This window comes from Bradyrhizobium sp. IC3195, assembly GCF_020193585.1.
GTDB classification, from domain to species: Bacteria; Pseudomonadota; Alphaproteobacteria; order Rhizobiales; family Xanthobacteraceae; genus Bradyrhizobium; species Bradyrhizobium yuanmingense.
Genome location: NZ_JADYVG010000010.1, coordinates 131,064 through 157,184 on the forward strand (window position 1 = coordinate 131,064; position 26,121 = coordinate 157,184).

15 protein-coding genes and 1 pseudogene are annotated in these 26,121 nt (G+C 65.3%); 8 read left to right on the forward strand and 8 right to left on the reverse strand.

Annotated features, from left to right (window positions below):
* Positions 1-4: 4 nt before the first annotated feature.
* Positions 5-994 (reverse strand): helix-turn-helix domain-containing protein, encoded by a 990-nt coding sequence (locus tag I6F09_RS20620; protein ID WP_225188896.1) that lies wholly within the window; start codon positions 992-994, stop codon positions 5-7.
* Between the two features lie 183 nt (positions 995-1,177).
* On the opposite strand from I6F09_RS20620, the gene I6F09_RS20625 reads away from it, so the two are divergent.
* From I6F09_RS20625 to I6F09_RS20635, 3 genes are all read left to right on the forward strand, one after another.
* Positions 1,178-2,368, forward strand: a complete 1,191-nt coding sequence (locus tag I6F09_RS20625) for a serine hydrolase (protein WP_036028042.1) — start codon at positions 1,178-1,180, stop codon at positions 2,366-2,368.
* A 15-nt stretch (positions 2,369-2,383) separates the two neighbouring features.
* A complete protein-coding gene (locus tag I6F09_RS20630; protein ID WP_225188897.1) occupies positions 2,384-4,372 on the forward strand; it encodes a primary-amine oxidase in 1,989 nt (662 codons plus the stop codon).
* 327 nt (positions 4,373-4,699) lie between these two features.
* Positions 4,700-6,940 carry a TonB-dependent siderophore receptor gene (locus I6F09_RS20635; RefSeq protein WP_225188898.1) on the forward strand — a complete coding sequence of 747 codons (2,241 nt, stop codon included), beginning with the start codon at positions 4,700-4,702 and terminating at the stop codon, positions 6,938-6,940.
* A gap of 51 nt (positions 6,941-6,991) precedes the next feature.
* Here the strand turns inward: I6F09_RS20635 and I6F09_RS20640 are convergent, their stop codons facing one another.
* The 5 genes from I6F09_RS20640 to I6F09_RS20660 all read right to left on the reverse strand — a co-directional run bounded on the left by I6F09_RS20640 (position 6,992) and on the right by I6F09_RS20660 (position 13,024).
* Entirely contained in the window at positions 6,992-8,443 is a 1,452-nt protein-coding gene (locus I6F09_RS20640) for an aldehyde dehydrogenase (RefSeq protein WP_225188899.1), read from the reverse strand.
* Positions 8,444-8,478: 35 nt separating this feature from the next.
* Positions 8,479-9,210 carry an ABC transporter ATP-binding protein gene (locus tag I6F09_RS20645; protein WP_036028046.1) on the reverse strand — a complete coding sequence of 244 codons (732 nt, stop codon included), beginning with the start codon at positions 9,208-9,210 and terminating at the stop codon, positions 8,479-8,481.
* On the reverse strand, positions 9,203-10,873 hold the full coding sequence (locus tag I6F09_RS20650) for a branched-chain amino acid ABC transporter ATP-binding protein/permease (RefSeq protein WP_225188900.1): 1,671 nt from the start codon (positions 10,871-10,873) through the stop codon (positions 9,203-9,205). Before I6F09_RS20650 ends, I6F09_RS20645 begins: the two co-directional genes overlap by 8 nt.
* On the reverse strand, positions 10,870-11,745 hold the full coding sequence (locus tag I6F09_RS20655) for a branched-chain amino acid ABC transporter permease (RefSeq protein WP_225125393.1): 876 nt from the start codon (positions 11,743-11,745) through the stop codon (positions 10,870-10,872). Before I6F09_RS20655 ends, I6F09_RS20650 begins: the two co-directional genes overlap by 4 nt.
* A gap of 64 nt (positions 11,746-11,809) precedes the next feature.
* A complete protein-coding gene (locus I6F09_RS20660) occupies positions 11,810-13,024 on the reverse strand; it encodes an amino acid ABC transporter substrate-binding protein (protein ID WP_225137276.1) in 1,215 nt (404 codons plus the stop codon).
* Between the two features lie 255 nt (positions 13,025-13,279).
* On the opposite strand from I6F09_RS20660, the gene I6F09_RS20665 reads away from it, so the two are divergent.
* From I6F09_RS20665 to I6F09_RS20680, 4 genes are all read left to right on the forward strand, one after another.
* On the forward strand, positions 13,280-14,155 hold the full coding sequence (locus I6F09_RS20665) for a helix-turn-helix domain-containing protein (RefSeq protein WP_225188901.1): 876 nt from the start codon (positions 13,280-13,282) through the stop codon (positions 14,153-14,155).
* A gap of 211 nt (positions 14,156-14,366) precedes the next feature.
* Positions 14,367-15,659, forward strand: a complete 1,293-nt coding sequence (gene fsrB / locus I6F09_RS20670; protein WP_225188902.1) for a siderophore utilization protein FsrB — start codon at positions 14,367-14,369, stop codon at positions 15,657-15,659.
* Positions 15,660-15,746: 87 nt separating this feature from the next.
* Complete coding sequence (locus tag I6F09_RS20675; RefSeq protein ID WP_225188903.1) at positions 15,747-16,574, forward strand: hypothetical protein; 828 nt, start codon at positions 15,747-15,749, stop codon at positions 16,572-16,574.
* A 302-nt stretch (positions 16,575-16,876) separates the two neighbouring features.
* Entirely contained in the window at positions 16,877-19,966 is a 3,090-nt protein-coding gene (locus tag I6F09_RS20680) for an adenylate/guanylate cyclase domain-containing protein (protein WP_225188948.1), read from the forward strand.
* Positions 19,967-19,993: 27 nt separating this feature from the next.
* Here the strand turns inward: I6F09_RS20680 and I6F09_RS20685 are convergent, their stop codons facing one another.
* Entirely contained in the window at positions 19,994-24,070 is a 4,077-nt protein-coding gene (locus I6F09_RS20685) for a Dyp-type peroxidase domain-containing protein (protein ID WP_225188904.1), read from the reverse strand.
* Between the two features lie 257 nt (positions 24,071-24,327).
* Positions 24,328-24,573: pseudogene (locus tag I6F09_RS20690) on the reverse strand (acyl-CoA dehydrogenase family protein); the annotation flags it as partial.
* A 510-nt stretch (positions 24,574-25,083) separates the two neighbouring features.
* Here I6F09_RS20690 and I6F09_RS20695 point away from each other — a divergent pair.
* Positions 25,084-26,115, forward strand: a complete 1,032-nt coding sequence (locus I6F09_RS20695) for a TRAP transporter substrate-binding protein (RefSeq protein ID WP_225125382.1) — start codon at positions 25,084-25,086, stop codon at positions 26,113-26,115.
* Positions 26,116-26,121: the final 6 nt, after the last annotated feature.

A 26,121-nucleotide genomic window follows, 5' to 3' on the forward strand; every position in this document is an offset into this window, starting at 1 on the left:
CCGATCAGGCGGCACACCTCGCGCGACGCAGCGTCTGCGAGGGCAGCTCGCCGAAGTGACGCTTGTAGTCGAGCGAGAACTGGCTGAAGTGCCAGAATCCGTGCTGCACCGCGACGTCGTAGACCGAGGTCTCGTTGCCGCCGGCGCCCTTGAGATCGCGCCGCACACGGTTCAGTCGCATCGCGCGCCAATAGTGCATCGGGCTCGTGCCCAAAACCTCCTGGAAGCAATAGCCGAGCTTGCGCGGGCTGGCGCCGACGGCCTTGCAGACCTCCAGCAGCGAGAGCGAGCGATGGCCCCTGTCATGCATCAGCTCGCGGGCACGATCCACGGTTCGCTTCCGAGCCGCCGCGCTGCGGCCGGGATCGCTCGGACGTGCGGTCGGCAGCATGTCCATGATTTCGACGAGGAGGGCGTCTTCCAGGGCCTGCCTCGCCGCCGGATCGTTGAACGTTGCCGGAGCGGTCGTGATCGTCGCTTGAATGGCGGCCAGATGCGCCCGCAGCCGCGCGACCGGCGCTTCCGCCATTTCGATCACCTGCAGCCGGTGCCAGGCGGTGCGCGGCAGCTCGATGTCGAGCCGGGCGGCGAGCTCTGCGATCAACACCGTGCTGGCAACGACGCCGCGCAGCTCGAAGGCCTTCGGGGTACACATGTCGATCTCGGCGTCGATGCTGGCGAGGACGCGGGCGCCGCTGGCACCGGTCCCGTTGAAGCTGAGCTCGCCATCGCCGTGCCAGGGCAGGCCGATGCCAAAACTGTCGGCGCCAAGCTGGCCATATTGGCGGACCTGCTGGCTGGTGATCTCGCAGAACACCTCCAGCCGCGGCAAGGAGAGTTGCGTGAAACTGCCCCGGAACGCGCCGGCGCTGATCTGATCGTAGCTCAGCCGCCAGCGGCCGAGGCTTGCGCAATGCTCATCGACATCCGTGCTGTTCGCCTGGAGCAGGCCCGCAGCCGAGTCCTGAATCGGAAGATTTGCCGTTAAGGCCATGGCAGTACGTCGAAAATCCTTGAGCCGAGCAGCGAGCAGGAACCACGCCAGACTGGCACGGCCAGAGACGCTGTCCAGCAAAATATTGCTGGATCTCGATAACGCCTGACAGCGCCGCGGTGCAGGCTTCCGTCCTGCCGTTCCGACATCGCTGCCGGGACGGCGCTTCGCGGAGGGATCGAGATGCGACCGACCGATGTCATGCGCGGCAGCCCGCCCGTACCCGAGGCTCAGGTGACGCGCGCCAATTGGCGCAGCTTTCCCGCGATCCGCTGGGGTTTTACCCACACCCGCGAAGTGCTGCCGACCGCAGAGATTCGCCGCTCCGCCCGGCCGACGCCAATGAGAAGCGCCCCGCGCGAACTGGCAAAGCTCGGCTTCACCGGGCCTGATGGCAAAGCGACCACGATCGAATGCGCGCTGCGCGAAACCTTTGCCGACACGCTCCTCGTGATGCATCAGGGCACGCTGATCCATGAATGGTACGGGGACGGCATGAGCGCGACCACGCCGCATCTGATCTGCTCGATCAGCAAGGCGATCGCTGGCACGCTCGGCGGCGTGCTGGCCGCGCGCGGCCTGGTCGATCCGGAGGCGAGGGTGCTGCGCTACGTGCCGGAGCTGGAGACATCGGCCTACGCCGGCTGCACCGTCCGCAACCTGCTCGACATGGCCGTCGCCATCAAGTTCGAGGAGGATTACGAGGACCCCGCCGGCGACCTCGCGCGCTATCGGTTCTCCTCGGGTTGGGACGTGCCGCCGCCGGACGTCGAGCCCAGCCATCAGCGCGCTTATCTGACGACGCTGCGCGGCAGCGGCAAACCGCACGGCAAGGTGTTCCACTACGTCTCGCCCAATACCGAGGTGCTCGGCTGGGTGTATGAACGCGCCTGCGGGATGCCCTACCATCTTATTCTCTCCGAGTTTCTCTGGCAGCCCCTGGGCGCGGAGGAGGACGGCTCTCTCACACTCGATAGCCACGGCATGGGCCGCATTGCCGGCGGCATCTCGGTCACCGCGCGCGATCTCGTCCGCTTCGGGGAGATGATCCGCTGCCGCGGCGTCGTCGAGGGCCGGCAGGTGGTGCCGGGCTGGTGGATCGACGATATCCGCGAGAACGGTGATCCCAAGGCGTGGGCCGATGGCGACCTCGCCGAGTTCTTCCCGGGCGCGCGCTACCGCAGCAAATGGTTCACCATCGATCCTTCGCGCAACGCGCTCACCGCGATCGGCATTCACGGCCAGCACCTCTATGTCGACCTCGACTCCGACACCGTCATCGTCAAGCTCGCAACACAGCCCAAGGCGATGGACGTGTCGATCGACCAGCGCTGGTTTGCTGCCTTCCGCGCCATCACCGCACATCTCGCCTGATATTTGGACGTCCTCATGCTTGAAACCGCCAAAGCCCAACCGCAAGCGCAGACCGCGACACCGCATCCGCTCGATCCGCTGACGGCCGACGAGATCACCGCGGCTTGCGCTTTGGTGCGGGCGGCGGCCGCCTCAGCGGCGAACTGCCGTTTCCCGACGGTGCGGCTGGAGGAGCCGACCAAGCAGGAGCTGGCTTCAGGCGAGGTGGGACGCCGTGCCTTCGCGTTGACGCTCGACGTCGCCACGGGCGAGGCGATCGAGCATATCGTCGACCTCGGCCGCGGCGAGATCGTCGGCCGCAAGGTCGTGCCGAATCGCGAGGCGCCCTATGGGCAGCCGCCGGTGATGCTGGAAGAGTTCTTCAAGTGCGATGCCGTGGTGAAGGCCGATCCCGCTTGGCGGGCGGCGATGGTTCGGCGCGGGCTGACCGACAAGGACATCGAGCTGGTTCAGGTCGACCCGTTCTCCTCCGGATTCTTCGACAAAGCGTTCGAGCGCGGCGCCCGCATCGTGCGGGCCGTCAGCTATTTTCGCGAGCACCTCCAGGACAACGGCTACGCCCATCCGATCGAGGGCGTTGTCGCTGTGGTCGACCTCATCGGGGGCAAGATCATCGAGCTCACGGATGAAGATCCGATCGTGCCGATTCCGCGCAAGAAACGGAACTACGGCGCGCATGAGGTGCCAAACCCGCGCACCGACATCAAGCCGCTGCATATCGAGCAGCCGGAAGGGCCGAGCTTCAAGGTCGACGGCTGGAAAGTCGACTGGCAGAAATGGAGCTTCCGAGTCGGCTTCACGCCGCGCGAGGGCCTCGTGCTGCATCAGCTCGCCTACCAGGACGGCGCGCGTAAGCGGTCGCTGATCCACCGCGCCAGCGTCACCGAGATGGTGGTGCCTTATGCCGATCCGACCGCCAACCATTTCTGGAAGTCGGCTTTCGATGCCGGCGAATACGGGCTCGGCATGCTCGCCAACGCGCTGGAGCTGGGCTGCGACTGCCTCGGCAACATCCACTATTTCGACGTGCCTGCCGCCGACAACAAGGGCGAGCCCTTCGTCATGCAGAACGCGATCTGCATGCATGAGGAGGATTACGGGATTGCCTGGAAGCACTACGAGTTTCGCAACGGCCTTTTCGAGGTGCGGAGATCCCGACGGCTCGTGATCTCGTTCTTCGCCACCGTCGGCAATTACGATTACGGCTTCTACTGGTATCTCTATCAGAACGGCACGATTCAGCTGGAGACGAAACTCACCGGCATCATCCAGACCGCCGCGGTGCGGCCGGGCGAAAAGTACCGATGGGGCGGCATGGTCGACGATAATCTCGGCGGCCCCACGCACCAGCACTTCTTCAACGTCCGCCTGCATATGGATCTCGACGGCGGCGGTAACACGGTGACGGAGCACGAGTTCGTGCCGCGGCCCTGGGGCGACGACAATCCGCACGGCAACGTGTTCGACACCACCACGCGCGTGCTGTCGCGCGAGCGCGACGCCGCAGCGGTCGCCAATGGCGAGACCGGCCGATTCTGGAAGATCAGTAATCCGAACGAGATCAACTCGGTCGGCGGTGCACCGGCCTACAAGCTCGTCGTCAATCCCAGCCCGCTGATGCTGGCCCAGGAGGGTAGTTACGTGCGCAAGCGCGGCGGCTTCGCCACCAAGCATGTCTGGGTAACTGCATTCGATCCGGCCGAGAAATATGCCAGCGGCGACTATCCCAACGTTCACGCCGGCGGCGACGGCCTGCCGCGCTATGCCGCGCAGAATCGCAACATCGAGGATGCCGACATCGTGGTGTGGCACTCCTTCGGCCACACCCATGTCTGCAAGCCCGAAGACTTTCCGATCATGCCGGTGGAATATGCCGGCTTCGTGTTGAAGCCAACCGGATTCTTTGCGGCGAATGCGGCTGGCGACCTTCCGCCGGACCGCAACAGCCGCAGCGTGCTGGCTGGCGAGAAGAGCACGACCTGTTGTCACGCGGACCGGACGTGACCTTCATCCGCTCCCACCCCTGGCTGTGGTCGCAACACTGATTGCGCGACGCGGCTGTCGCATCCGGTCGGGCTCCCAACACACTGACAGAATCATTTTAGAGGGATTCCAATCCCAAAGAAGCAGCGCGCATGAGCGCATGCGTCGCACGTGCTGTGCACACGTCTGGAGAAATTCTAACGCCGTTCCTATCGCACTCCGAAACCGCCTGAGTTAGGGCGGGCCATCAAGATCGATACCGGCAAAGCCGGCAGTGCGTGGGGCTCAACAGACGTGACCGATTTCCAACCTTCTTCGCGTAAGAACACGCGCCGCCGACAAATCCAGATGCTCTTCCTCGGTGCGGCCAGCACATTCGCTCTCGCCGTGCCCTTCGGCTCTGCCCAAGCCCAGACGCAGATTCCCTCTGTGACCGTCGAAGCGCCGACGCAGCGCACCCGTCCAGCGGCGATTGCGTCGTCGCGACGGGCTGCGGCGGCGCGAACCGCACGCGCCAATCGTCGGGGCCCGGCGCAGCAGGCCGCGCCCACTCAGTCGGCAGCATCGAACGGTGCCACGAGCGAACGCGCCAACGGACCGGTACGCGGTTTCGTCGCGACGCGCAGCGGCACCGCCACCAAGACCGATACGCCCTTGATCGAAACGCCGCAGTCGGTGTCGGTCATCACCACCGACCAGATCAGAAACCAGGGCGCGGTCTCGATCGGCGAGGCCTTGCGCTACACCGCCGGCGTCAGCGGCGACGTCAATGGCGGCTCGGACACCCGCTTCGGCGGCCTCCAGATCCGCGGCTTCGACATGACGATGCCGGGCCTCTTCGTCGACGGCTTGCGGATTCCCTCCAGCAACTACGTGCACTTCAATGGCCTCGAGCCCTATGGGGCCGAGCGTATCGAGGTGCTCAAGGGTCCGTCCTCCGCGATGTATGGCGGCAGCGGCACAGGCGGCGTTCTCAACTACGTGACCAAGCTGCCGACGGCGCAGCAGTTCGGCGAGGTCTCGATCTCGGGTGGCAGCTTCAACCGCTATCAGGGCCAGTTCGACATGGGCGGCGCCGCCAACAAGGAAGGCACGGTGCTGTGGCGCCTGACCGGCGTCGTGCGCGACGGCGAGACCCAGGTCGACTTCAGCAAGGACAATCGCGTCTTCATCGCGCCCGCCGTCACCTTCAAGCCGAACGAGGACACCACCATCACCCTGCTCGCCAACTATCAGCGGGACCGGGCAGGGTGGGGCCTTCAGTTCCTGCCGGCCTCGGGCACGGTTTGGCCGAACAACGGCCGCACCATCCCGGTCTCGTTCTTCGCGGGCGTGCCGGGCTTCGACGCATTCAACACCGAGATCGCAACCGTCGGCTACCAGCTCGCGCACAATTTCACCGACAACGTCACGTTCCGGCAAAATCTGCGCTACGCCTATCAGCACAACGAGGAGAAGGTGTTTTACGGCGGCGGCTATACCAACGAAGCCGCAGGGCAGCTCGCGCGCTATGGTAGCTACAGCAACTCCTACATCAACTCATTCGCCGTGGACAACCAGCTCCAGGGCAAGTTCACCACCGGCATTCTCAGCCACACCACGCTGGTTGGCGTCGACTATCGCAACACCTCCTTCCGCGACACCGCCTTCGGCGTCACGACCTCGTCCCCCGAGATCAACGTCTTCAACCCGAACTACAGCTACGACTACGCCATCGGCGCCATGTACGACAACACCGGCGTCAAGCAGTCCCAGGTCGGCGTCTATGCGCAGGATCAGATCAAGCTCGGCCGGCTCTCGTTCCAGCTCGGCGGCCGTCAGGATTTCGTGACCACGCAGGTCGATAACGGTATCGCCAATACCACGGCCGCGAAGGACGCCTCGGCCTTCACCGGCCGAGCCGCCGTGATGTACAATTTCGATAGCGGCATCGCGCCCTATTTCAGCTACTCGGAATCGTTCCTGCCGCTGCTCGCGACCGGGTTTGGCGGACAAATGCTCAATCCCGAGACCGGCGTCCAATACGAGGTCGGCGTCAAGTATCAGCCGATCGGCTGGAACGCGCTGTTCACCTTCGCCGCCTTCGACCTGACGCGCGATAACGTCGCTGTGTACGTGCCCGCGGCCACCTTTTACGAACAGATCGGGCAGGTGAAGTCGCGCGGCATCGAGCTCGAAGGCACGAGTTCGCTCGCCGATGGCTGGAACCTGCGCGCCGCCTATGCCTATGTCGACGCCATGGTCACGCAGGATCCGGTGAATGTCGGCAAGGCGCCAACTACGGTGCCGCTCAACCGCGCTTCGCTGTGGAGCGACTATACGCTGCAGAACGGGCCGCTCGCCGGCCTGCAGTTCGGCGGCGGCATCCGCTATGTCGGCGCGACCTGGGGCGACGAGGCCAACACGTTCAAGGTGGGATCGTCGACCGTTCTCGACGCGCTGCTGGCCTACAACAGGGACAATTGGCGCCTGGCGCTGAACGTCACCAATCTCGCCGACACCCGCTATGTCGCCTCATGTTACAGCATGTCGGGCTGCTTCTACGCGGAAGGGCGGAAAGCCATCGCCAGGCTGACCTACCGCTGGTGAGCACAATGCGAGGACGGTCCGGCCTTGGAGACCGGACCTGCATCCCGCCGATCAGAACGGATAGTGCCGGGGCCCGGTCTGCACGGTGATCCAGCGCAGTTCGGTGAACTCGTCGATTGCGGCCTTGCCGCCGAAGCGGCCATAGCCTGACGCCTTGGTCCCGCCAAACGGCATCTGAGGCTCGTCATGCACGGTCGGGGCGTTGACGTGGCAGATGCCCGCCTCGATCCGCCTGGCAACGGCGAGCGCACGGGCGATGTCGCGGCCGAACACGGCCGAGGAGAGGCCGTATTCGGTGTCGTTGGCCACACGCACGGCCTCGTCGATCCCGCTCACGCGCACCACGGTCACGACCGGACCAAAGCTCTCCTCGCCATAGATCCGCATCGCCGGCGTGACATGATCGACGATGGTGGCGGGCATGATGGTGCCGCTGCCGTGACCGCCGGCAGCGAGCACGGCGCCCTTGGCGACGGCATCGTCGATCAGGCCCCGGACGCGCTCGCAGGCGGCGTCACTGACCAGCGAGCCAAGCACGACATTGCCCTTGCGGGGATCGCCGAAGGGAAGGCTCCTGGCCTTGGCGGCGAACTTGGCGATGAAGGCGTCCGCCACTTTGTCGTCGACCACGATCCGCTCGGTCGACATGCAGATCTGCCCCTGGTTCATGAAGGCGCCGAACGCTGCCGCATTCACGGCGGCGTCGAGGTCGGCATCGTCGAGGATGACGAGCGGGGCCTTGCCGCCAAGTTCCAGCAGCGCGCGCTTCAGGTGCTTTGCACATGCCAGTGCGATGAGGCGGCCGACGCGGGTCGAGCCGGTGAAGTTGACGCGGCGGATCGCAGGATGGGCGATCAGCGCCTCGACCACCGCCTGCGCATCCTCCGGCGCGTTGGTCACGACATTGAAGACGCCGTCACCGAGGCCGGCCTCCGCCAGGCAGCTTCCGATCAGCCGATGCACGCCCGGGCTCATCTCGGACGCCTTCAGCACCACGGTATTGCCGCAGGCGAGCGGCATCGCGACCGATCGCACGCCGAGGATCACGGGAGCGTTCCAGGGCGCGATGCCGAGCACCACGCCGACCGGCTGGCGAAACGCCATGGCGAGGTTGTCGGGCTTGTCGGTCGGTATGACTTCGCCGGATATCTGCGTCGTCATGGCCGCGGCTTCGCGCAGCATGCCTTCGGCCAGGTGCACGTTGAATCCGGCCCAGCCCGCGGTGGCGCCGGTTTCGGCGACCATCAGCGCGGTGAACTCCGCGGCACGGCGCGCGAGGATGTCGGCGGCCGCATTGAGCCGCTTGCGGCGCTCCGACGGGCCGAGCTGTGACCAGGCCGGGAACGCGGCGGCCGCAGCGTCCGCGGCCCGCATCGCGTCGTCGATCGAGGCCGCCGCCACGATCGTCGCGACGTCGCCGGAGATCGGGTTGTGGCGCTGGAAGGTACGCTGATTGGTGGCCGACTGGTCTTTGCCGCCGATGAGAAGGTCGATCGCGTTCATGATGCACTCCAAGGGTTGCAGGCGGGATTGAGCGATTATGGTGGGGACGGGGCAGCGCGGGCCTTGCCGAGATAGGCGCGCTGGACCTCCGGATCGTTCTTCATCGCACTGGCCGGCCCGCTGCCGGCGTTGCGGCCGGACTCGATCAGGTAGACACGGTCGGCGATGTCGAGGCTCGCCCGCGCATTCTGCTCGACCAGCAACACGCTGAGGCCGCTGCTACGGATCTCCGCCAGTGCACGGAACACTTCGCGGCTGAGCAGGGGCGACAGGCCGAGCGAAGGCTCATCGAGCAGGAGCAGCAGCGGGTTCGACATCAGCGCCCGGCCGATCGCCACCATCTGCTGCTCGCCGCCGCTCATGGTGCGAACGGCCTGGGCCATACGCTCGGCAAGGCGCGGGAACAGTCGCAGGATCCTCGCGAGCCGGTCTGCCTCGCCTGCGCGGGCGCGGGCGGGGTAGGCGCCGAGCTGCAGATTCTCGGCAACCGTCAAATCGCCGAATACGCCGCGGCCTTCGGGCACCAGCGCGATGCCGCGCTCCACGATCAGGTGGGCGGGCAGCTCGCCAATGTGATGTCCCTCGAACCGGATCGTTGCGCCGGGGGCAGGTTTGACCAGCCCGGCGATGCTCTTGAGCAGGGTGGACTTGCCGGCGCCGTTGGCGCCGAGGATCGCGACGATCTCGCCTTGCCCAATAGCGAGCGCAATGTCGGCGAGAGCCTGGTGCTTGCCATAGAAATGGGAGAGGGCGGCGACCTCAAGCATCGTCGCCTCCGAGATAGGCTGCAACGACTTTTGGATCGGACAACACGGCCTCCGGCGCGCCGCGCGCGATCACGCTGCCGGCATTCATGACGATGCAATGGCTGCACAGCGCTCGAATCGCATCCATGACATGCTCGACCATGATGATGGTGAGGCCGCGATCGCGCAATTTCGCGATCAGCGCGATGCCGGTCTCGAGCTCGCTCGGGTTGAGGCCCGCCAGCCATTCGTCGAGCAGCACGAGGCGCGGCTGCAGCGCCAGCGCGCGGGCAAGCTCGAGCCGCTTCTGGTCGATATAGGTCAGCTCGCTCGCGGGCGTTTCCTGCAGCTTGCCGAGCCCGACCAGGTCCAGCAGCTCGCTTGCCGTTGCGCCCGAGCCGTTCGTCGTCGAGAACAGCTGCGCCGCCGCAACGTTTTCCGCCACCGTCAGGTCCGGCATCACGCGCACCAGCTGGAACGTGCGCGCAAGGCCAAGGCGCGCGATCTGGTGCGCGCGCATACCGTTGAGGACGATGCCGCCCAGCCGGATCGTGCCCGAGGAGGGCCGCAGCGCCCCGGACAGCGTATTCAGCAGCGTCGTCTTGCCGGATCCGTTCGGGCCGATGATGCCGACGATCTCGCCCGGCGTGACCGTGAAGCTGACACCGTCGACGGCGCGTAGTCCGCTGAACGATTTGCTGACGCCGTCGACCGCGAGCAGCGGTGCATCGCTCGTGGGGACGGGCGCGGCGGCGGGACCGCCGGCCGGAACACGCCAGCGGCCCGCCCCGAACAGGCCGATCACGCCGTTCGGCAACACCATCACGATGAACACGAAGATGACGCCGAGCACGATGCTGAAATGGTTGGGCAGCGTCGCCGTCAGCACCTCGAACAGCAGGACCAGGGGAATGACGCCCAGCACGGGCCCGAACAGCGAGCCCGCGCCGCCCAGCAGGGCCATGATCACGACCTGGAACGAGATGGTCGGATTGAACGCAATGGCCGGATCGATATAGGTCCAGCGTGGCGCCATGACCGCGCCGGTCACCGCCATGAAGGTCGCGCTCAGAATGAAGACGCCGAGCTTGATCCGCGTGGCATCGATGCCGGAATGGCTCGCCGCGGTCTCGTCGGCGCCGATGGCGCGCAGGGCCAGCCCATAGCGCGAGCGCCCGAGCATCCAGCCGACCAGGAAGACGACCGCGGCCAAGCCCAGCAGCTGCCAGTAGAGAACGTCCTGCGTCACCGCACTGAAGAGATAGCGGCCGACCGACTTGTGGATGTTGACCTCGTACCAGATTACGAGCTGCCGGATCAGCTCGGCCAGGCCGAAGGAGAAGATCACGAAATAGATTCCGGACAGCCGCAGCGTCGAAAGCCCGGTGATTGCGGCGGTGAGTGCGCCCACGCCGGCTGCGGCCAGCAGCACGACCGGCCAGGGCATGGTCTCGCCGAGCACCGCAGCCGTGTAAGCGCCGAGCCCGAAGAACGCGACCGTTGCAAGCGAGATGTAGCGCGTCGGGCCCGAGAACATCGCCCACGCGGTCGCCAGGATCGTGAAATAGAGCACACTGATGCCGAGCGCGAGATAATAGCCGTTGGCATAGAGCGGATAGGTGACGAGGCATGCGGCGAGGGCGAGGCCGGCGCACCACAGCAGAATGCGGACGGGCCCCGTCATGACGCCGCCCTGCCGAACAGGCCGGTGGGCTTGATCACGAGCACGCCGAGAAACAGTGCGTAGGTCGCAGCCAGCGTCAGACCGGGATCGACCAGCCGTGCCACCGCGGTCTCGACCACACCAAGCAGCAGCCCGGCGACCAGCGCGCCGATGACGTTGCCGACACCGCCCATGATGACGACGACCAGCGCCTTCATCGTGAAGACCACGCCCATCGCGGCATTGAAGGTGAGGAACATGCTGATCAGCACACCGCCGACGGCGACGAGGCCGCCGCCGAAGGCAAACGCCAGCCCCGACAGGGCCGCGACGTCGATGCCGACGAGACGCGCGGCGTTGGCATCGACGGCGATGGCGCGTACCGCAGTGCCGATCCGGGTGCGGGTGAGGGCGAGGTACACGGCGCCGCCGACCAGCGCCGCGAACAGCAGCGCGACGAGCCGATTGACAGCAAGCGTCGAGCCCATGATCGTCAGCGGAATGGAGAGATAGCTATAGCTGTAGTACTGGCCGCCAAAGGCGACCAGCATGGCGCCCTGGATGACGAACAGCACGCCGAAGGTGACGAGGATGCTGTCGATCTCCTGCGCGCCCCGGTCCTTGCCGCGCCGCATCAGCCGTTCCAGCAGCAAGCGATACAGCAGCCAGTTCAGCACCATCGCGACCGGGACCGCCAGCAGCAGCGCCGCGAGCGGGCTCAGCCCAAGGCCGCCGTAGAGCGAGAACGCGCCGAAGGCGGCCGCGACCAGCGACTCTCCATAGGAGAGGTTCATGATCCGCGCCACGCCATATTGCAGCGTCAGCCCGAGCGCGATCAGCGCGTACATGCCGCCGAGCACGAGGCCCGGCAGGATGATGTCGACAAGCAACATGAAACGGCGTCCCCTTGAGCGGACGGCAGGCAGGCCTCGCCGACGCAAGGCCTGCCAACCAGCCTTACTGCCACTGCGGCTTGGGCACGACCGCGGCACGCGCGCCCGGCAGCGAGGTCGGTGCGAGGGCGTAGAACTCGCCGTTCTGCCACTGTCCGACGCTCCAGACCTCCTGAAGCAGCCCGTCCTTCAGCTTGACCTTGCCGATGATGGTCTCGAACGTGCCCGCGCGGATTTCCGCCGCGACAGCGGTGCGATCGAGCTTGCCGACCTTTTCGATCGCCTGCTGGAGCACCTGCAGGCTCGCATAGGTGATCGAGCTCGCCCAGCGATCGGGCTCCTTGCCGGTCGTGGCCTTGTGGCGCGCCAGATACTCCTTCAGCTGCGGAGACTCGGCATTCCAACCGCCGATGCCCATCACGCCGTCGCTGTTGGCGGCGAACTTGCCCTTGTAGAGCGGGAACGCGGTGCCGACGCCGACATAGAAAACCTTCGGGTTGAACTTCAACAGCTGCGCCTGCTCGGTCAGCGCGATCGTATCCGGCGGATAGCTGAAGGCGACGAACGCATCCGGGTTCGAGGCGATCGCATCCTTCAACAGAGGCTGGAGATCCTGCGTTCCCATCGGATAGGTCTTGTCATAGCCGAGCTTGAAGCCGTGCTTCTTGAAGGCCTCGCGGCCCGCAGCGGACAGCTCGATGCCGAACTGGTCGGCGATGCTGACCATCGCGATGTTCGCCCCGATCTTGCCTTCGCTCTTCAGCTTGCCGAGCAGGTCGGCGAGCCCCTCGGATATCTGCGCTGACGTCCCGAGCCAGAACGTCGCGTTCGACCAGCGCTTGGCAAGCTCCGGCGCCTTGTCGGTCACCGACGTGACCGCGAGGTGAGGGTAGCCCAGACGGTTCAGAGTCGGGCCGACCGCGAGGTTGAGGCCCGTGCCCCACGGCGAAAGAATGAAATCGACCTTGTCCTGGTTGGCGAGGCGCTCGATCGCCTTGACGGCTTCTTCCGAGCTGCTGCGGTCATCATATTCGACCACCTCGATCGGCAGCTTCTTGTCGCCGAGCTTGATGCCGCCGGCGGCATTCACGTCCTTCACCCACAGCTCATAATTGGGCAGGGTGGTGATGCCGGCGCCGCCGGCATAGGGACCGGTCTTGGAAATGGCGTAGCCGATCCGGATCTTCTCCTGCGCATCGGCCGAGGACGTCCCCAGCGTTCCGGCCAGAGCCGCAAGGCCAACGACGCGCAGCAACGTTCGACGGTTCGCTGAAAACATATCGTGTCTCCCTCCTGTTGCACTCAAGCGATGGTCGGCATCGCAGTGAGTGGTCGTTTCCTCTTGATCCCAACTTTCTCTAGGGCGGCATCATTGAGCCGGCCGCCACCGGGACTTGACCTAGCAAGCATCCCAAGCTTTGCTCGCACAATGGACAAATCCGGTGAAAGATTGGACGGTTCTGGTCTCGGTGGCCAAGTGCGTCGAGGCGTCGCGGGCCCAGATCCGGCACCGGCAACCGCCCCGAGTGGGGCTGTGCCTGTGGGCGCCGAGCTGATCGCGGCGCACTACGTCGCGCGGCGATGGACGCTGACCTCGAAAGCGGCCCGTCCGTTCATTCATCTGCTCTGCCTTCCCGGCGGCGGGACCGCTGAGATCGGTCAGGCCGGCAGGACCATGCGGACGGTCGGATCCGCGCTGGTCTGGCTCCCGGCGGGATCCGCCGACCATCTGGAGGTGTCGGCAGGCACGACGGCGCAGCTGCTGCAATTGCGCGCCGGCACATGGCATCGCTATCTCCCGCCGTCGGCGGAGGCGGCCTATCTCGCGCTCGAGGGCGCAGGCGGCATCCTGGCGTTGCAGGTCGAGGCCGATCTCGCGGCCACGATCGCGCGTTCGATCGCGGCGATCGCCGGCGAGATCGCCTCGCCCGCACGCAGCGGTGCAGCGTCGATCATGTCGGCGGAGCTGACGCTGTGCGTGCTGCGATTCTGGCGCCTCTTCGCCGGCGACGGCAATCGCAATGAGGAGAGCAGCAGCACCGAGATCCTGAGCCGGTTCCGCAGGCTGCTCGAGGAGCGCTATCAACAGCACCTGCGCGTCAGCGATTACGCCAGGCTACTCGGCACCACGCCGGATCGCCTGCACGCGCTGTGCAGCCGCGAGCTGAAGCGCTCGCCGAGCGAGCTGATCCAGCAACGCCTCGTCAGGGAAGCGGCGGCCCGGCTGGAGGCGGGAACCATCGCCGTCAAGCAGATCGCATTCGCGCTGGGCTTCACGGACACCGCCTATTTCAGCCGCTTTTTTCGCAAGCACACCGGCGAGGCACCGGGCGTATGGCGTCGGCGCGTTGCGGCACGCGCGAGAGCGGGGCGATCGAGACCGACGCTGAATTTTGCCGATTGGCCGTAACGCACGCGGCTGCACGGACAGCCGATCACGCATGGACGCTTTGTCGCGCAGCTTATTGGCCAGTCTCGATAGATTCTAATGTCGGACCTCTCGCACTGCAACGGTCCCTGCGTTAGGCCGAAGGCCCACCGGCTGAACTGCCGGCGGCGAGTCCTATCGAAAGCGGTCCGGCAAATGAGGGGCCGGGTCCAGTGGGAATGAGATCTGAGCGATGAGAGCGATATTCGGCAAACTGCATCGCTGGGCGGGACTGCTGACGGCCGCCTTCCTGTTCTTCTCCGGCATCACCGGCGCGATCATCTCCTGGGACCACGAGCTCGACGACATCCTCAACAGCCACCTGTTCGACGTCTCGACCAAAGGCCCGGCCATACCCTCGATCGAGCTTGCCAAGATGATCGAGCAGCGCGATCCGCGTGCGCGCGTCGTCTATCTCTTCATGACGCCGGAGGAGGGGCACTCGCTGTGGTTCTTCGTCATGCCGCGGATCGATCCCGCGACCGGCAAGCGTTACCCGCTCGACTACAACCAGGTCTTCCTTGATCCCAACACGGGTGCGGAGCTCGGCCGGCGCTATTGGGGCGCGGTCTGGCCCGTCACGCGCGAGAATTTCGTCTCGTTTCTGTACAAGCTGCACTACACGATGCACATCCCGGAATTCTGGGGCAGCGACCGCTGGGGCATGCGCGTGCTCGGCATCATCGCCATCATCTGGACCATCGATTGCTTCGTCGGCTTCTACCTGACGCTGCCCTCGCGCCGGCGCGCCAAGGCCGCGCGGGCGCCTGAGGTCGCGCGCCAGCTCGAGCGCGGCTTCTGGGCGCGCTGGGCGCCGGCCTGGACCATCAAGACCTCGGGCAGCGCCTACCGGATCAATTTCGATATCCACCGCGCATTCAGCCTGTGGACGTGGGGCGTACTGTTCATCATCGCCTTCACCGCGTTTTCGCTGAACCTCTACTTCGAGGTGTTCTCGCCGCTGATGAAGATGGTGTCGAATTACACCCCGACACCCTATGAGCAGCGGCCCTATCGCGATCTCGATAATCCGATCGAGCCCAAGATGACGTTCGCCGAGATTGCTGCCCGCGCGGCCGCCGACGGCAAGGCGCGAGGCTGGACCACCCCGGTCGGCGCGCTCAGCTACGGCCCGGCCCATGGCGTCTACGCCGCCGCGTTCTTCCATCCCGGCGACGATCACGGTGCCGGCGGCGTCGGCCCGGCGCAGCTCTATTACGACAGCGAGGACGGCCGCCCCATTGGCGAGCGGCTGCCCTGGGTCGGCACCGCCGCCGACATCTTCGTGCAGGCGCAGTTTCCGCTGCATTCGGGCCGCATCGTCGGACTGTTCGGGCGTATCCTGATCTCGGTGATGGGCCTCGTGGTCGCCGCGCTCTCTGTCACCGGCGTCGTGATCTGGTGGCGCAAGCGCCGCGCCCGCGTTCGCGTGCGGGAGACGGCGGCCGTGCGGCTGAACCGGGAGCAACTGACGCCGGCAGAGTAGGGCACCCGCGTTCCGCCAATGGATGAACCTTGGCACGCGGCTTCGGCACAAAGATGGGAGATCGCTCTCCAGTCTTCCGGAATTGCAATGAGATTGCTTGCCTTGCTCTGCGTGCTCGTCCTGGCCGCGCCCGCCGGGGCGGCCGCGCCCGAGCAGCATTATCTCGACCTGCGCGACCGCTACATCGCAAAATTCTCGAATGCCAAGGAGAGCGACGAGATCTACAAGCAGCACGATGCGGCCCTGAAGGAGCTGGCCGGCGTGCTGCGCGGCCTGGTCGGTCCGGTCGCGATCAAGGGACTCCCGGCCGAGGGCAAGTCGAACGTCGATACGCTGTTCAAGGACGACATCGGCTTCGGCCATCTCGACGGGCTGAGCTTCGCATCCGAAGGCGACAAGATGCAGGCTGTGGTGACCACGACCGGGCTGCTCAAGCACTGGCTTGGCGAGCATCGCGAGGACGGCATGCCTCAGGAGAGCGGCGCCGCGTCGAAATCCGACCGCTTCTATTATTACGCCATCCAGGACGCCGCCTTTGCGATCTACGCAGAGCTGCCGATCACCAAGCCGGTCAAGGCGAGCGTGGCAGCCGCTGTGCTCGGCGTGCGCGGCAATGGCGGCCTCAAAGGCCCGCCGGACGAAATCGATGTCGTCGCGATCCAGGGCGACAAGGTCTATTTCCTCGCGGCACGGGAGGCCGTGAAGACCGCCCCGATCCCGACCTGCGAGAAGGTCTGGAAGCAGATGATGGCAAAGCCCGTCGACAAGAAAGACCCGCGCGGCGAGATGGCCCGCGAGGACAAGGCAATGACCGCCTTCACGGCGTGCTTCGCCAAGGAAGCCCCGAGCCAGAGCTGGTATGCGGCCGCCGTCAAGACGGCGCAGAGCCAGCTGGACCGGCTGCCGCTTCCCTAGGAATGCCAGCTCGATATTCTCCGCCGTGATCCTCCGGCTGTGAACCACCGGCTTTGAACCACGCCTTGGCCTGCGCAGGCGAGGCGGCGCCGCGCCGTCGGCAAACGGAAGACATGAGGTTTTTTAATAGGTTAGGCCAATGCGGTCGTCCTGATCGCCATATTCGGCGGATGCAATCCCCGCGAGCTTCCACTTGCGGGTTGGGCGAGTTACTATGGCCTTTTGCGATACTTGCTGCATCCGGTCTGGCACCCGCTGGAGACCGTTCTTGCGGTTCGTCAACGAGTTGGCTGCGATTGACGATGATTACGCAGACCCGCGACCCCAGAGGCGAACGTCATCGATTGACGGTGCTGTTCTCCGACCTTGTCGGATCAACCGCCCTGGGCCGGGATGTCGAGTCCGAGCACCTTTCCGAACTCCTCAGCCAGTTGCGGCAGATCTGGCATCGCGCGGTGGCGAAGCACGGTGGTCGCATCATCCGAACGCAGGGAGACGGTGCGCTCGCCATTTTCGGCTATCCCCAATCCGGCGAAGATGACGGTCGTCGTGCTGCGGAAGCAGCACTCGATATTCACGAATGGGTCGGAGAGCTGCGCCACGATGGCGTATCGCCGGCGCTGATGCCGCTTCGAATGCATTCGGGTATCCATGCCGGCACCGTGCTCCTGACCCAAGGCGACATCGAGTCCGGCCGGTATGACCTGATCGGCGATGTCGTGAACACGGCAGCGCACCTGTCGCGCCACGCCGGTCCGGATCAGATCCTGGCCAGCCTCGATGCCCTTGGGCCGCATGCCAACTTCTTCGAGCTCGCCGCCCACCTCCCGGCGGCTTCGGGAATGCCGCAGGCGAGGCTGGTGTTGGGTCGAAGCACGGCGACCCGACGCTTCGAAGCAACCTCGCGCCGCGGCCTGACACCCTTCATCGGCCGCAACGAGATATTCGGCTTCCTGACACGCTTTCTGAGCGAAGCACCTGCGCAGGCGCAACGCTGCGCGGTGGTCGTCGGCGGGCCCGGACTCGGCAAGACGCGCCTTCTGGAAGAGGTGCTGGGGAACGTCGGCACCGAGCGCATCAGGCTGCTGCGAGGCAGTTGCGAGAGTTACGTCGGTGCCGAGGTTCTGCAACCATTCCTGCAAATGCTGCGCGCTGCGCTGGGAATTCGAGCGGACGCCTCCCTCGTCGAGGCAAAGGAGACGGCGCGCGCGGCTCTGGAGCCATGGGCGGCCCAGCTCGGTCCGAATGCAGAATCGATCCTGGCACTGGCGTCGGCCGGCGCCGATGCGCGTGGCGGCCGCATCACCGTCGATGGCGTCGTCGGCGATCTGCTCGGGTTCTTCACCGGACTGTCGGCACATGGCCCGCTGGTGCTGGTGATCGACGACTGGCAATGGTCTGATGACGCGAGCCGCCAATTGCTGCAGGCTTTGCTGGAATTGCCCAACGGACCTCGCGTCATCCTCGCCAGCCGGCCGCGCGAGGACGGCACCGAATGGATTTCCGGCGCGCCGCACCTGTTTCTCGAACCGTTTCAGGGGCCGGAAACCGACTTTGCCGTACGACGCTGGGTCCCGCAGGCCGATCCCTTCCTCGTAGCCCGCATCCATGCCTATGCGGGCGGGGTGCCGTTGTTCATCGAAGAGCTCTGCCATTCCATCGCCGCCAACGATCCTGCCTCGTTCGAAGCGCGCAGCAAACAGGGCTGGATCGCAACCCTGGTCGCTTCGCGCCTGGCACGCCTGCCGCCCGATGAGGCGAAGGTGGTGCGCGCCGCGGCCGTTATCGGCAACACCGTGCCGCACGGGTTGCTGGTTTCGGCGTGCGGCAGCGAACCCGACCCGGCCATCGTGCGGGCATTGGCGGATGCGGACTTTCTCTTTGCGGATCCAGCGGGCGGCGTCCTTCGCTTCAAGCACGGCATCACGCGCGATGCGGTCTACGACACCATTGGCCTGCACGAGCGTCAGGCATTGCACAAGCGGATCGAAGACACCCTGCTGGCGCGGTCCGAGCAGGCTGATCGCGAGGATGCGATGGAAGCTCTGGCCTACCATTCGCAAGGCGCAGGTCATTGGGAAAGCGCAGCCCATTATGCTGAACGTGCCGGCGACAAGGCCATGGCTGCATTTGCGCTCGATCGTGCCAGTGCGCAGTACCAGGTCGCGATGCAGGCGCTGGATCGCGTGCCCGATCGCTCGCGCGAACAATCGCTGCGCTGGTGCTTGCTGGCCAACAAGCTGGGTATGGCCAACATCTTCGACCCGCTGTCGCTGACCGACGATACCTCCGTGTTCGAACGCGCGGTCGCGATCGCGTCCTCCCTCGGCGAGACCGCCGCGATGGCCAGCGCCTACGAATGGCTCGGCTGGATGTGCTACGGGTTCGGCCGCTTCCGCGAGGCCGTGACGCACACGCGGACGGCACTGGAATTGGCACGCAAGCTCGAAGATCGTCGCCTGATCGCCCAGATCGAAGCGACGCTCGGGCAGATTCTGGCTGCAAGCTGTCAGTACGACGAAGCCATCGCCTTGATCGACGCCGCCATTTCGACCAAGCAGCAACGCAGCCGGCGTCATGGTGCGATATCCTTCGGGGCGGCTTATGCGCTGGCATGCAAGGGCGGCATCCTCGCGGATCGCGGCGATTTCGAGGGCGCCCACGCCTGTTTCGGTGAAGGCATGGCTCTGGTCGGAGGCTCGACCCACCCGGTCGTCAACTCCGTGCGCAACTGGATTGCCGTCGCGCTGATCTGGCAGGGCCGCTGGCAGGAGGCGGAGCAGCTTGCCGTGGAAGGGGCGCGCATCGCCGAGAACACGCGCAGCCTGCTGCTTCTGGCGGATTGCCGGGCAGCCTCGGGATTTGCCCGCTGGTCGGCGACCGGCGACGCCGATGGCTTGCTGCAGTTGCGGAACGCCGCCGAATGGATGGAGCGGCGCAATTTTCAATTCTACACGTCGGTTCAATATAGCTGGCTCGTCGAGGCGGCGACCGCCGAAGGCGATGTCGAGACGGCGCGGCGGTATGCCGCCCATGTCCTGCGCCGCGCACGCGAAGGCGAGCGACTGGGCGAGGCGGCGGCATGCCGCTCGCTGGCGAAGCTCGCAGCCCTGCGCCAGGATCTCGGCCTTAGCGAGCGCTGGTTGCGACGGGCTGAAACTTCCGCAGGCTGGCGTGGTTCGCTGCGCGATGCGGCCCTGAACCTGGCCCTGCGCGGCGAGCTTCTCGCAGGGCAGGGCCGGGGCGAGGCGGCCCGCCAGACCATGATGGAAGCCGCCGAGAAGCTGCGCGCGCTCGGCATGCACTGGCATGCGGAGGAGACGATCAGGCTCGTCATTGGCATACCCGTCGGCTACGCCAACGATCAGCTCGCTCGGCATTGTGCCGTCTAACCCCTGCGCACCTTTCCTTACACGGCTCTAGGGTGGAGGTGGGCTCGGTGCGGGAACTCTTCCGTCCATCGTCAGGCTCATTGGAATGGGGCCGGTCCGCAAGGGCAGCTCCGTCTCCACCAGTGCGCTGAAGAAACCCAGCATCACCGCCAGTGCCGGGTCTGCTCCGGGACATGAATGCGTGGGATGCCCCGGGACCCTGCGGTTGCCGCCGAAGGCGTGGTAGATGTCCTGGCGACCTTCGGCGAGACTTTGCTGGGTGGCGGAGACTGCGCCGGCGACGATGACGTCGCCAGGCCTCACCTCGACCCCTCCGATGCTTTGCGAAACGACGGCTGTCCGCCAGATCAATTCGGGCACCGCGCGAAGTTGCATCGCGGGGATGAAGTCGTCTCTTAGCCGGTTGAGGGTGTCCATGTAGTTCTTTGCCTTCGTGCCGGCGTAGCGAGCGCGCAACGCCCATAGCGTTCCTTCGCGCAGCCATTCGTTGAGTATCCGCCGCAGGTTGCCGTCGACGGTCGGAATGAATCCCATCATGGCGCCTGCGACCGTGCGCGCCACGAACGGAATGTCGCCGGTGCCCCGCGGCGAGTTGTAAACCGCCTTCGTCACCGGACCGTTTGTCGGCCCGAACTGCGTCAGGAAACCTTCCATCGCACGGCGCGCAGCGTCGCCATGTGCTGCGCCGATCGCCTCCACTGTCGCGTTCGGATGAGGCTGGAAGATATAGCGCGAAGGGGAGAGGAAATGGCCGGGATAACCGGGCGGCTCGCCCGGCGTCCAATCCCAACGATAGCCGACGCGGCGGAAGTGCCCCCCGTCTTCGCTCAACCCGAACCACGCTTCGCAGAAGGCGGCGAGCAGCGGATCCACCAATTCGTGCACGTCGACGGTCAATTCCCAGCTCGCTTCGCCGTCGCCTGCGGCAAAGTCGATCGTCTGCTTGACCATCAAGCCCAGAAACTTCTGCGTGACCGCGCGCGCCAGCTCGAATGCGGCGGGCTGGTCGAGCGCCATGATCGCGGCGTTGCACGCCTCGGATTCCTGCTCGTAGACCTGGTCGGGCTGCCCGGCGTCGCGGCCAAGATAGAGGATGCCGAACGACCGCAGCATGCGGGGAAGATAGCCGGTGATGGTCAGCTTGGTGTCGGAATCGGCGAACACCCGGGAGACCATGTCGCGGTCGGCCACCAGGACCCCGAAGGGCGTGCGGAGCGCGCCGCCGTGGCGCTCGCGGATCGCAGCCCAGATCGAGGCGTTGACGAAATGCGAGGCTGAATCCGGATCTTCGAGCGCGGTCTTCCACGCGGCCATCGCCGCGGCTTCGCCGTGCCGGCGCTCGATCAGGCGCAGACGCGCGATCTCCTTTTCTCCCCGATCCGCGCACCATGTCACGGCCGGTTTATACCCCCGGCTCGCCGCCCATTGCTTTAGATCGGCAAGCGCCTTCTTCGATGGCGCAAAGAAATATGCTCCCCATTCCAGACGAACGAACGGACGAGGTTCGTCGTGGAGCCGGTCCGAGCCGTCGAGCGCGACGCGAATGGTTTGGCCTTCATGCTCGAAACGGAAATGCCGGAGCCGGCCAGGCTCGGCGAGGCCGAGGAAAGGATCGCTTACCCCCGAGGACGAACCCGCGCTGTTGCCGCCAGAGAGCCAGCTCTGCACCACCTCGAACTGCTCGCCGAGGCTGGCATTGTAGGCCATGAAAACCAGGCCCCGCTCTGCTTGCTGGCCGGATTTGGCGGCTTGCGGCTCGACGGGCGGCCCGTAGGACATGCCGCGCCTGACGATACGTGGGGGCCGCGCGCCGGCATCCGCCTTGGTGATCGACACGCGCGGATTGGCGCGCCGTATGTGCGCGTGAAACGGACACGATTGGGCCTGCGGGTCGGCGTCGTAGTTGAAGTCGTTGTGGCCTTTGTCAGGGGGCGGAGTAGGGGTCAGGGGTTGCCCGGCCTGGGGATGGCCGGTCGGCCAGCGTCCCATCATCTTAGCCATCAGCGTCTCGCGCGTCAGGGCAGGTGCGTCCGGTCCGGCCGTCTCGGCTGCCTGTCGCGTCGCGCGGGCGAGCACATCCTCGAGCTGCTCGACGTCCTGTCGCAGCTTGCGCAGCGCCATGAAGCTGCCGTCGCGGAGCATCGCGTGAGCACGATTGGTCGCGTTGTCGAACGGCGCCGTCTCGTCGGCGATGTTCGGATAGCCGCACAGAATTTCGCCGAGATGCACCCGATTGGAATAGTACGTGCCGGCCTCGCACTCACGCAGCACCGGGTTCGAACTGCCGTCGGCGAACCCGAAATGGTCCTGCATGTCGCGGGATCTCTTGTCGCGCTGCCGCTGCATCCATTGGATCGAAAGGGGCCTGATACCCGCATCGACCCCGACCAGGCGGTTCATTTCGGCCATCAACGCATGTCTCGCATCCGCCGTCGTCTGCGCGTCCTTGGACAGCAACAGGCGGAGCTGGAGGACGGCATGGACCGAGCTCATGCTGATGCGCGGCGCCGGGTCGCCTTCGGGCAGGTCCGGCGCGTCGGTCCCGAGCGCCCAATTGCTGGCGGGAAGGCGCCATCGCTGCGGATGATTCCAGCGCACGTCGCCGAGCAGGCCGGCGCGTCTTTCCATGCCCTGCACGAACTCTTCCGGCAGAGAGCGCACCTCTTCGTCCGACAGGCCGGCCTGACGCAGTCCCTCGACCGTGAATGCGATGTTAGTGACGATCTGCCCCGGCGTCAGAACGTCGGCTTCGGAAGTCACCTCGAGGACGTCGAGAAACGCGGCCAGTGCGGCCGGATTGGCGAATTGCAGCAGCAGCAGGCAGCCGTAGTCGGAATCGGGGTAGGCGGTGATGATCCCGCCTTGCACGTTACCGCGATCCTGCAACGGCAGTTCGGCCGGCGGGGCGAGGGGCAGGTTGCGCCGTACCGGCGCCACATCGGGCGGGGTCATCAACCAGCGCAGGGCCTCATCATAGCGCCGGCGAGCGCGCTTGACGCCTTCCGCGTAGGTGGGGTCGTTGATCATGGTGACGAATTCGGGCAGCAGCTCGTGGCCGGCCCGATGCAGAAGCACCCCGTCATGCGTCCCCGGCGGATAGAAGTCGGCCAGACGGTAGAGGCCCGCCAGTGCGCGGATGCCGTGGCGAAACGGAGGCCGGGCGGCGGCTTCGATGCTGAGCGGTTTGCTGAAGCCGGCATTGGTCGGATCGACGCCGACCTGGCCGTCGACCTCGAATATCGAGTGTCGCGCGATGTCTTCCGGCGAGGGAATCCTGATCCGCGTGACGATCTTGTCGGCGCCGGCGCCAGAGGCGCGCCGATAGACCCGCTCCTCCATCCGCAGGAAGCGCGTGTCATCCACGGTCAGGTCGGGGGTGGCATAGAGAAAATAGGCTTCGGTCTGCTTGCTCTTGAGCCAGATACCCCAGTTTTCGTACGTGTTCTCGTATCCGAGCACATAACCATCGGTATTGCAGAAGATGAGGTCGAGCAGCCGGGCGGCCTTCTGCCAGATGACGCGGACATAGGCTTCCCAGGAGCCGTCGAACGTGGCGGTCAGCAGCAAATAGTCCACGCCGTCCACGGATTCGTCCTCGGGTTCGAGCACGGCGATGCCCACCGAGTGGATTCGCCCGACGCGGTCAACGGAATCGGTCAGCACGCGGGCGAGCTCGTATTCATACGCGTTGGCGCGTCCGCCATTCAGCGCCCGTAGCACGTATTTGACGCGGGTCTTGTACGTGGTCGCATCCAGGGACGGCACGAACCCCTTCTTGATCGGAGCCATCACCCTGAAATCGGACGTGCCGGCCATGCTGCCGGTCTTGATGGTCAAATCACGACGCATGTTTTTGGCTCCCCCGGGTCGCACGCAGACTTGAGGCCATTTCGCGCCTGAGCCCGGCAACCGAAACGTGTTTCGCAATGCAACGCTATTTGCGAATAGTGCGGCTCGCGGCCGCTCGATTGTATGAACTGGCCCACACTTTCCGAACTTTCCGTTGCGGTCAGCGGTCGGAAAGTTCGCCGGAGCAGCGCAATCCACCAGGACTGAGCGACCTCGGGTTTGAGCTCGGTAAGGGGCGATATCGGCTTCGGCCATCTCGACGGGCCGAGCTGGGCCTCGGGACGTAGCTCGCACGGTATTGAGATTCCATACGAGGGTGCTCACCGATTTGTGGTCGAATCGCGCGCATCATTGCCGTGAATTAACACCACACCGCATTCACGTCTGACGGTGAGCATCGCCGCGGCTCATTCCGCGAGGTTGCGCAACAACTGGCTCGCGCACCACCCTCGACGCGGCGGAGGCGAAGTCGAGAAAGGTGCGGCCCGGTTCAGGACCAGGGCCGCGTTTGTCTAACTGAGCAGCTCACGCGCGATGACGACCCGCTGGATTTGGTTCGTGCCCTCGAAGATCTGGGTTAGCTTCGCGTCGCGCATCATGCGCTCGACGGGGTAATCCATGGTGTAGCCATAGCCCCCGAATATCTGCACCGCATCCGTTGTGACCTTCATGGCCATATCGCTGCCCACACACTTGGCCATGCTGGCAAGAACATTAAGGCGCTTCCAGTCACCCGCGTCCCCGGCGCGCGCGCACTCGCCGGTGGATCGCGGCGTCTGGGCTTCCGCCGACCGCCGGAGCTTGGAGGTAGGCTCGCGCCGCCGCCGCATCGTCACGTTGCCAGAGGAGGAAGCCGCCGATCACTTGGGGTACCAGTCGGCAGAACCAGATCAACGTAGCATCGTCGAAATCGCCGCAGGACATTGGCCTGGTGCCCGGCACATCCAAAATTCGCATAAGGTATATTATGGAATATATTTATGTACAATGAAATCAATCATTTGGGCGGAATTGCTGACATCCGACCTTCGCCAAAGCCCGTATCTCCGTCTGCGCGTCGGCCGTCGTCTTAGCTCTTGACGTCTACTGTGCATGGGGTTGTTTTTCAGGTTTTGAAACGGGTCGAGGTCTGCGAAAGCCGATATTGCCGTGACCTTGTCCGGCTGCAATAAGCGAGGCATCCGCGAGATCGCAGATGACCCTAAGGCCGACCGCCCGTATAGGTTTGCATCTCAGAACAACAACAAACCTTCCGAGGAAGCAGACCCATGGTCCTTTCCACGCGCTATTCCCGACGCACGCTTCTCAAGGCTTCCGCCGCGACCGCGGTCCTGGGCGGCCTCGGTGCGCCCCATGTGGCCCGCGCCCAGAGCGCCGAGTTCACCTACAAGTACGCCAATAACCTGCCCGACACCCATCCGCTCAACGTCCGTGCCAAGGAGATGGCGGCGGCGATCAAGACCGAGACAGGCGGCAAGTTCGACCTGCAAATCTTCCCGAACAATCAGCTCGGCTCCGACACCGACATGCTGAGCCAGATCCGCTCCGGCGGCGTCGAGTTCTTCACGCTGTCCGGCCTGATCCTGTCGACCCTGGTGCCGGCGGCGTCCATCAACGGCATCGGCTTCGCGTTCCCGGACTACGACACGGTCTGGAAGGCCATGGACGGCGATCTCGGCGCCCATGTCCGCGGCGAGATCAAGAAGGCCGGCCTCGAGGTCATGGACAAGATCTGGGACAACGGCTTCCGCCAGACCACGTCGTCGACCAGGCCGATCGCCGGGCCTGACGATCTCAAGGGCTTCAAGATCCGCGTGCCGGTGTCGCCGCTGTGGACCTCGATGTTCAAGGCGTTCGATGCCGCGCCCGCCTCGATCAATTTCAGCGAGGTTTATTCCGCACTCCAGACCAAGATCGTCGAGGGCCAGGAGAACCCGCTGGCCATCATCTCGACCGGCAAGCTCTACGAGGTGCAGAAGTACTGCTCGCTGACCAACCACATGTGGGACGGCTTCTGGTTCCTGGCCAACCGCAGAGCCTGGGAAAAGCTGCCGCAGGACGTGCGCACCGTCGTCGCCAGGAACATCAATGCCGCCGCCGTTAGGGAGCGTGAGGATACCGCCAAGCTGAACGCCAACCTGCAGCAGGAACTCGCGGGCAAGGGCCTGACCTTCAACCAGCCGCCCATCGCGCCGTTCCGCGACAAGCTGCGCTCCGCCGGCTTCTACGCCGAGTGGAAGGGCAAATATGGCGATCAGGCCTGGGAGCTCCTGGAGAAAGCCGTCGGCAAGCTGTCGTAGCGCATT

Excerpts from the sequence above, each read along its gene's own strand:
- fsrB (WP_225188902.1), top strand. The coding sequence starts at position 14,367 with ATGAGAGCGATATTCGGCAAACTGCATCGCTGGGCGGGACTGCTGACG.
- I6F09_RS20655 (WP_225125393.1), bottom strand. The coding sequence starts at position 11,745 with ATGTTGCTTGTCGACATCATCCTGCCGGGCCTCGTGCTCGGCGGCATG.
- I6F09_RS20620 (WP_225188896.1), bottom strand. The coding sequence starts at position 994 with ATGGCCTTAACGGCAAATCTTCCGATTCAGGACTCGGCTGCGGGCCTG.
- I6F09_RS20630 (WP_225188897.1), top strand. The coding sequence starts at position 2,384 with ATGCTTGAAACCGCCAAAGCCCAACCGCAAGCGCAGACCGCGACACCG.
- I6F09_RS20685 (WP_225188904.1), bottom strand. The coding sequence starts at position 24,070 with ATGGCCGAAGCCGATATCGCCCCTTACCGAGCTCAAACCCGAGGTCGC.
- I6F09_RS20680 (WP_225188948.1), top strand. The coding sequence starts at position 16,877 with ATGATTACGCAGACCCGCGACCCCAGAGGCGAACGTCATCGATTGACG.
- I6F09_RS20695 (WP_225125382.1), top strand. The coding sequence starts at position 25,084 with ATGGTCCTTTCCACGCGCTATTCCCGACGCACGCTTCTCAAGGCTTCC.
- I6F09_RS20675 (WP_225188903.1), top strand. The coding sequence starts at position 15,747 with ATGAGATTGCTTGCCTTGCTCTGCGTGCTCGTCCTGGCCGCGCCCGCC.
- I6F09_RS20645 (WP_036028046.1), bottom strand. The coding sequence starts at position 9,210 with ATGCTTGAGGTCGCCGCCCTCTCCCATTTCTATGGCAAGCACCAGGCT.
- I6F09_RS20640 (WP_225188899.1), bottom strand. The coding sequence starts at position 8,443 with ATGAACGCGATCGACCTTCTCATCGGCGGCAAAGACCAGTCGGCCACC.
- I6F09_RS20625 (WP_036028042.1), top strand. The coding sequence starts at position 1,178 with ATGCGACCGACCGATGTCATGCGCGGCAGCCCGCCCGTACCCGAGGCT.
- I6F09_RS20635 (WP_225188898.1), top strand. The coding sequence starts at position 4,700 with ATGCTCTTCCTCGGTGCGGCCAGCACATTCGCTCTCGCCGTGCCCTTC.
- I6F09_RS20650 (WP_225188900.1), bottom strand. The coding sequence starts at position 10,873 with ATGACGGGGCCCGTCCGCATTCTGCTGTGGTGCGCCGGCCTCGCCCTC.
- I6F09_RS20660 (WP_225137276.1), bottom strand. The coding sequence starts at position 13,024 with ATGTTTTCAGCGAACCGTCGAACGTTGCTGCGCGTCGTTGGCCTTGCG.